Source organism: Hydrogenophaga sp., assembly GCF_051860785.1.
In the GTDB taxonomy this organism is placed as follows: Bacteria; Pseudomonadota; Gammaproteobacteria; order Burkholderiales; family Burkholderiaceae_C; genus Hydrogenophaga.
Window position 1 is genome coordinate 41,898 of the sequence record NZ_JBIMLB010000030.1, and the last position, 6,064, is coordinate 47,961.

General features: G+C 59.8%; 7 protein-coding genes and 2 pseudogenes. 4 read left to right on the forward strand and 5 right to left on the reverse strand.

Annotated features, from left to right (window positions below; all coding sequences use genetic code 11):
- Positions 1-56: 56 nt before the first annotated feature.
- Positions 57-1,095 (forward strand): annotated as a pseudogene (locus ACTIF6_RS25195) (IS3 family transposase).
- Between the two features lie 239 nt (positions 1,096-1,334).
- Here the strand turns inward: ACTIF6_RS25195 and ACTIF6_RS25200 are convergent.
- Genes ACTIF6_RS25200 through ACTIF6_RS25210 form a run of 3 tightly spaced genes read right to left on the reverse strand, consistent with a single transcriptional unit; the run spans position 1,335 to position 2,441 of the window.
- Positions 1,335-1,685 (reverse strand): hypothetical protein, encoded by a 351-nt coding sequence (locus ACTIF6_RS25200; protein ID WP_204735858.1) that lies wholly within the window; start codon positions 1,683-1,685, stop codon positions 1,335-1,337.
- Positions 1,686-1,708: 23 nt separating this feature from the next.
- Positions 1,709-2,116: a TerB family tellurite resistance protein gene (locus ACTIF6_RS25205; protein ID WP_204735859.1), complete on the reverse strand. Its 408-nt coding sequence runs from the start codon at positions 2,114-2,116 to the stop codon at positions 1,709-1,711.
- Between the two features lie 22 nt (positions 2,117-2,138).
- Complete coding sequence (locus ACTIF6_RS25210) at positions 2,139-2,441, reverse strand: zf-TFIIB domain-containing protein (protein WP_439590483.1); 303 nt, start codon at positions 2,439-2,441, stop codon at positions 2,139-2,141.
- A gap of 98 nt (positions 2,442-2,539) precedes the next feature.
- Between ACTIF6_RS25210 and nhaR the strand changes: the two genes are divergently transcribed.
- Positions 2,540-3,460 (forward strand): transcriptional activator NhaR, encoded by a 921-nt coding sequence (gene nhaR / locus ACTIF6_RS25215; RefSeq protein ID WP_204735861.1) that lies wholly within the window; start codon positions 2,540-2,542, stop codon positions 3,458-3,460.
- A 234-nt stretch (positions 3,461-3,694) separates the two neighbouring features.
- Here the strand turns inward: nhaR and ACTIF6_RS25220 are convergent, their stop codons facing one another.
- Positions 3,695-3,958 (reverse strand): heavy-metal-associated domain-containing protein, encoded by a 264-nt coding sequence (locus tag ACTIF6_RS25220; protein ID WP_439590478.1) that lies wholly within the window; start codon positions 3,956-3,958, stop codon positions 3,695-3,697.
- Between the two features lie 120 nt (positions 3,959-4,078).
- Positions 4,079-4,654, reverse strand: a pseudogene (locus ACTIF6_RS25225) (transposase); the annotation flags it as partial.
- On the opposite strand from ACTIF6_RS25225, the gene ACTIF6_RS25230 reads away from it, so the two are divergent.
- Both ACTIF6_RS25230 and ACTIF6_RS25235 read left to right on the forward strand, forming a co-directional pair.
- The gene (locus ACTIF6_RS25230) at positions 4,579-5,151 is read left to right on the forward strand and encodes an ATP-binding protein (protein WP_439590479.1); all 573 of its coding nucleotides are present in this window, start codon (positions 4,579-4,581) and stop codon (positions 5,149-5,151) included. The pseudogene ACTIF6_RS25225 and the gene ACTIF6_RS25230 sit on opposite strands and share 76 nt — an antisense overlap.
- A gap of 244 nt (positions 5,152-5,395) precedes the next feature.
- Positions 5,396-5,920 (forward strand): hypothetical protein, encoded by a 525-nt coding sequence (locus tag ACTIF6_RS25235; protein ID WP_439590480.1) that lies wholly within the window; start codon positions 5,396-5,398, stop codon positions 5,918-5,920.
- Positions 5,921-6,064 lie beyond the last annotated feature (144 nt).

Sequence of the window (6,064 nt, forward strand, 5' to 3'; positions counted from 1 at the left end):
CGGTTTCTTCGGACCAGTAATTTCTAGGAAGATCGCTCCCAACCCGCGAGGAGCCCATGAGAAAGAGCCGATTCACCGAAGAGCAGATGGTCAACGTGCTGCGCGAAGCAGACAAGACCAGCGTGGCCGATGCGGCCAAGAAGCACAAGGTCAGCGAACCCACCATCTATGCTTGGCGCAAGCACTTCGGTCAGATGGAAGCCGCCGATGTCAAACGTCTCAAGGCCCTGGAGATCGAGAACGGCAGGCTCAAGAAACTGCTGGCCGAGCGTGACCTGGACATCGAGGTACTCAAGGAGATCAACGCGAAAAAGTGGTGAGCCCGCAGGCCCGACGCGAACAGGTCGCGCTCGCTTGTGAGCGGGGCCTGTCAGAGCGGCGGGCCTGCGGGCTCATCGGCCTGGCCCGCTCCAGCCTGAACTACACGCTGCGCCTGCCAGTCAAGGACGCTCCTGTCATTGCTGCGATGAAGTCGCTGTCTGCCCAGTACCCGCGCTACGGCTACCGGCGCATCCGCATCTTCCTGCGCCGCCAGGGCCTGGAGCTGAGCTGGTCGCGCACGCACCGCATCTGGCGACAGGCCGGCTTGCTGCTGCCCAAGAAACGTCCGCGCAGACGCATCGCCAGCAACCGGCCCAGGGCCTACACGCCCTTCAAGGCCAACGCCGTGTGGGCGTACGACTTCGTCTTTGACACCACCGCCGAAGGCCAGCAGATCAAGTGCCTGACCGTCATCGACGAATACACGCGCGAGTGCCTGGCAATCGACGTGGCCGGCTCCATCCGCTCACGCCGCGTGGTGGAGGTGCTCTCGCGGTTGGTCAGCATGCACGGCGCTCCGCTGTTCATGCGCTCGGACAACGGACCGGAGTTCGTCAGCCACGCCATCCTCGAATGGATCTCCCAGGCTGGCATCGCAACCGCCCTGAGCGATCCTGGCAAGCCTTGGCAGAACGGGGCCGACGCGTGGTCATTGAAGCCTGGCGGCACCACTACAACACGGTGCGTCCCCACAGTAGCCTGGACTACCGCACACCCCACGAATTCAAACAGCGCAATCAACCCATTCCCAACCGGGCCGTCTTACAGGAATGAATGGCTCGAAAAAGCCGAGCAGATCAAAACTCCATCGTGGTTGTAAAAAAAGTGGGGAGGGGGAGTGGGACGTAATAGGGTGGAATGAAGTTATAGGCTGCTCAAACACACCAAACCAAGAACACCGCCAACGCCGGACATGAGCTGAACATCCCGTGCTTCGCTGCCGGTTCGATGCGCCAGCCAGGCGCCCTGCAGGCACCCGGTGATCACAGTCAACCTCGCGAGCTGAAAAGACGTCACGCAGTGCCTCCTTTGCCCAACGATTGCGAGGGACTCGGCTTGAGCAACCCGCGCTGATGGCTTGTCAAAGCAGCGACCGCCTTCCAAGAGCGCTCGGTAACCCGCCGCAACAAGGCGCCGAGCTTGCGCTGACGCTCATTGACAGTAGCAACCTGTCCGTTGGGAAAATGCACTTCCACCACGCACTCTCTGGCGGAGGAGCCTGCGCGTGGTGCATTGCTCACACGCACCACGATGCGTACGATGTTGTGGGCCAACCGCGCAAAGGTGGCCCGCAGGCGCTGTGCGATCTCCTGGGTGTGCGCTCGCGACAAGCGCGTGTTCAAGGCTCGGACGTCGATGTGCATGCTGTTTCTCCTGGGTGGATTGGTCAGTTGAAATGAAGGCCGGGTTTGTCAAGGCGCCAATGCTCTGCCAAGGCATCCACCAGGTGCTCTTCAACCTCTGCGTGGTGAAAATCGGCGCGAACGACCGCCACGCACAGCTCCAGCGTCGTGCGCTGCAGTACCGGATCGGTGACCTCCGCTGCCACCGAGCGCAGTGCATGCATGTCGATCTGGCAAGCAGATCCCCAGACGGCATACGACGCGGTCATTAGGTCTTCGGACAAATGGCGAACCACTTCGGTGAACTGGCCGCGGTTCAATCCCAGTCGGGTCGCGGCGTTCATTCGCTCCAGCAAGCCGAGCTCGGTGGTCCTCAGATGACCATCGGCCAGAACGGCCAGCGCAACCAGCCGAGCCGCAGCTTGAGGACTGTTCAAAGGATAAGACCGCATGAATGTCTCCCTGAAGAAGTGCTCACTCAAAGATGTCGACCAACCACGACTTGCGGCGATTCGATGTGCGTTTCTTGGGGTCAGGTTCGTCCAGGTCCACAAACTGGCGCTGACGAGCTTGCATGGTGGCGGCTCGCTTGAGCAGCTTTTCAAGCTCGCCCCGGTCCAGCCAAACACCGCGACATTGCGTGCAGTAGTCGATCTCGATGCCGGAGCGCTCGGTGATGACAAGTGAGGAAGAATCACAGGTGGGACATTTCATGATCGGCTCTAGCGCAATGTTGGGGGGTTTCGCGGAAACAGCTTTCTGAACTCTCCAGCACATGTATTCATGTTGATGAGCATGAGCTACTGTAGAAAAATTTCGGTTCGAGATAAATCTGTTTTTGATGTAAAACACATCGAACAAACTGATGCTTTCCCATGAACTACAAGCACCTTCACTACTTCTGGACCGTGCTGCGCGCTGGCAGCATTGCCCGCGCCAGCGCTCAGCTGCATCTCACCCCTCAAACCCTGAGCGGTCAGATCAAGCTGCTTGAGGCGCGCCTGGGAAAGCCACTGTTGCGCAAGGTTGGGCGGGGGGTTGAGCCCACCGATACCGGCCGTATGGTCCAACGGTTTGCAGACGAGATTTTTTCTATCGGTGCCGCATTGCAGGACGCGCTATCGACGGGACAGGAGGACGTCGCACGGGGCAGCCTGCGGGTGGGGGTGGTGGACTCGGTGCCCAAGTCCATAGCGTGCCATGTGCTTGAGCCTGTCCTGGCCATGCCCGACAGAGGTCGCTTGGTTTGCGTGGAAGGAAAGCTCACCGCGCTGCTAGCCGAGTTGGCGGTTCATCGGCTCGACCTGGTGGTGTCCGACGTTCCCATGCCGGCCAGCCTGAGCGTGAAGGCGTTCACACACCTTCTGGGCAAGACAGATATCAGCTTTTTTGCGTCGCCCCAACTGCTCCAACGTGAAGGGCTGACATTGCGTCAGGCTCGCTCGCGGTTTCCAGAGTGCCTGGGCAAGCTACCCTGGCTCATGCCGAACGCTGACTCCGTGCTGCGTCCCCGCCTTGATGCTTGGCTTGGCGACATGGGCGTGGTACCTCGGATCGTTGCAGAGTTCGACGATGGTGCTCTGACCAAGGCATTTGGGCGTCAAGGCTTTGGTGTGTTTGCGGGTCCCGCCGTCCTTGCGTCTGAGATCGAAGACCAATACCAAGTGGCGCGATTGGGCACAACCCACGAACTTATGGAAGAGTTCTACGCGATTTCTATCGAACGGCGCATCTCTAACCCTGCTGTAGCCGCCATCACCGCCGCAGCGCGCAGAGAGCTGTTTCCAAAAAACTGAGGTTACTGCCCTCCACGAAGCAGGGCTATTGCTGCCGTCCGGTTGATAGTAACTCCATATGAAGATCACCACCTTCGACGCCTCTCGTTGACGCAACACACGACAAGCGCAAGATCCATCCAACAAGGCCCGGCAACAGCTCGCCACTTGCGTTTGCACGAACTCCACAAAACCAGAAGATCCTGGGAGTCGAGCTGCCCTTGTTCGGCATGTCCTGATGACTGAACGACAACATCATTCCTGAGTTGACGAGTCGCCTTTCAACGCTGAGGGGCCGGCGCGGGTCACCACTGAGCTTTCGTATCGCCTCGCGGCCAGCGCTGCAATCAAGTGAGACGGCGCGACATTTGATGCAGATGTCACACGCACCCTACTCGAGTGGAGATCAATCTCAACGTCCTGAACGCCGTCAATAGGAAGTAGTGCAGCCCTCACCCGCGCTACGCAGACACCGCAGGTCATGCCCCTCACTTCTAGGTCAGCTACGTTCACGGCCACCTCCTGGGAAAACTGGGAGGCTGGGGTTTGACACGCATGCTCACATCCGCCGAATGCCTCCGCAGTAGGAGACCAGATCTATTGAAGATTGCGCGATCTATCTGGTCGGCCCTGATTTATTCAGATTGACGCCAAGGCCAAACGAGGGGCTGAGCTGGTGAGTGTGTGAACAAGCGGTTTGCGGGGCGTCCGAGACCAGTTCAGCGATAGCCCCGCGATCTCGCGCAGGCGCAAATAAGCCAGCTGCAGGAAGGCCACCCCCTTCCTTGCGATCATGCGCAGCAGCCAACGGATGTTGTAGCCCGCCGCGCACAGCACCGCGTGCAGCCGGTCGCCCTGTTCGCCCTTGAGGTGACAGCGGTCCATGCGGTGGTCGCTCTTGAGGTGGCCAATGATGGGTTCGATGGCCTGGCGCCGTTTGAGCAGCTTTCTCTCCTGCTCGCTGATCCGCTTGGCCTTGCCCCGGTGCACGATGTGCACACCGGGCAAGTCCGCGTCCACGCCCCGGTAGCCCAGATCCACGAAGGCCGTCGCCGGTCTGGCTGTGCTGTCCTGCATCAGGATCGTGGCCTGCTCCAGCTGCTCAGCCAAGGTGTGCCCGTCATACGGATTGCCGTGGAATGCCCGCGCGCCCACGATCAGGTTGCCGTGCAGCGTGCTGGCAATGCCCACCTTCAAGTCGAGGGCTTGATAAGGCGCTGATTTCTACGTTGTCCAATTGCAGCTGGATCACGCGAAAGCAGAACCTCATGATCCTCGGGCCAACGGGTGTGGGTAAAACTTGGCTAGCGTCGGCGTTCGGCCACCAAGCCTGCCGGCTGGGCATGACCGTGGCCTTCTACGTGGCCAACGACCTCTTCACCAGCATCGGTCAAGCAGTGCTCGATGCCTCGCTACCAAAACTCAAAACGGCCCTCTACAAACCCAACCTGCTGATCCTTGATGACTTTGGAATCGGGGAAATGTCCCCAATCGCAGCACAGGTCCTGCTCGATGTTGCCGACCGGCGCATGCACACGGGATCTCTGCTTTTGACCAGTCAGTACCCCTCGGACACCTGGCACGGTTTCTTCCCTGATCCAACCGTCGCGGATGCGGTTCTTGATCGCGTGGTGCATCAAGCCCATCGGGTCCAGCTGAAGGGCGAATCTATGCGCAAGATCAGAGGGCGAGCTGCTCTGAATCCTGGCTGATAAGGTCGCGCTTTCCTGGTCGTTACCTTGCAATGGGGCGGCCTGTTCCTACAGCTGCAGAGCGGCTGCAGCCATCGCAAAACTGAGCCAAGCTGGCGTTCCCATATTGATAGGTAGCCGATCGCCAGCTCCAAGGCTAGACTTCAGGAATCGGCCAGAGGCGGAAGTTCGTCATGACCTTTCCGCTTCCCTTTCCCATTGCTTTGTCGGCGGTCCCGCCCTTGCCACAGCTGCCCAGAACAAGATGCACGACGTAAAAGCACTCATCGCGTTGAACAAGACCCTGGAGGTGGCAGCCGCTCGCTTTACGTCCGCCGTCGTGTGCCCCCTGGTGCAAGGCCTGGCGCTTTTGCCCATCACGGAGGCCCTGACTCAGGAATTGGCCGGCGCTCACCCTGAGCTGGCGCATGCTTCGCCCCCGCTCGTGGAAAGCATGGCACCTGGTGTTGCCGCCCTAGCTGCTCAGTTGTCAGAGGGAGGTCCTGTTGCATTCATCTCCACTGAAATTTTTGGTGGGACGGGGGGTCAAGACGCACTTGTTTGGGAGGGGGCGGAAATCGTTTTTGCGCTGAGCGACAACGAAGACAAGATGCTGGCATGGCCCAACACGCCTATTAGCCAAGCGCTGCGCGCGATTGGTGTCCAAGCGGATGATGGGAAGGACGAGTTTGATACGGTGGGCCTCGGTACGCATCGCAGCACGAACGGATGGGCGAAGGCACACGCACCGACCAAGAGTCCAAATCCGGCCACAACGAGACGTCTCTGATGACCATTGAATTGCCGCCTGCGTACCGGGCCTACGTCGCTGCAAAAGGTCTGTTTGAAGGCCTCGTTGCGTATTCCACGCGATGGCGGACACGATTCCAGGCTGATGGCGGACAGTGTTCCACCGCCATGGCGGACACCGTTC

Bases quoted from the DNA above. Each gene is read 5' to 3' on its own strand.
- ACTIF6_RS25200 (WP_204735858.1), bottom strand. From the start codon at position 1,685: ATGCACATCGACGTCCGAGCCTTGAACACGCGCTTGTCGCGAGCGCAC.
- ACTIF6_RS25205 (WP_204735859.1), bottom strand. From the start codon at position 2,116: ATGCGGTCTTATCCTTTGAACAGTCCTCAAGCTGCGGCTCGGCTGGTT.
- ACTIF6_RS25210 (WP_439590483.1), bottom strand. From the start codon at position 2,441: ATGTGCTGGAGAGTTCAGAAAGCTGTTTCCGCGAAACCCCCCAACATT.
- nhaR (WP_204735861.1), top strand. From the start codon at position 2,540: ATGAACTACAAGCACCTTCACTACTTCTGGACCGTGCTGCGCGCTGGC.
- ACTIF6_RS25230 (WP_439590479.1), top strand. From the start codon at position 4,579: ATGCCCGCGCGCCCACGATCAGGTTGCCGTGCAGCGTGCTGGCAATGC.
- ACTIF6_RS25235 (WP_439590480.1), top strand. From the start codon at position 5,396: ATGCACGACGTAAAAGCACTCATCGCGTTGAACAAGACCCTGGAGGTG.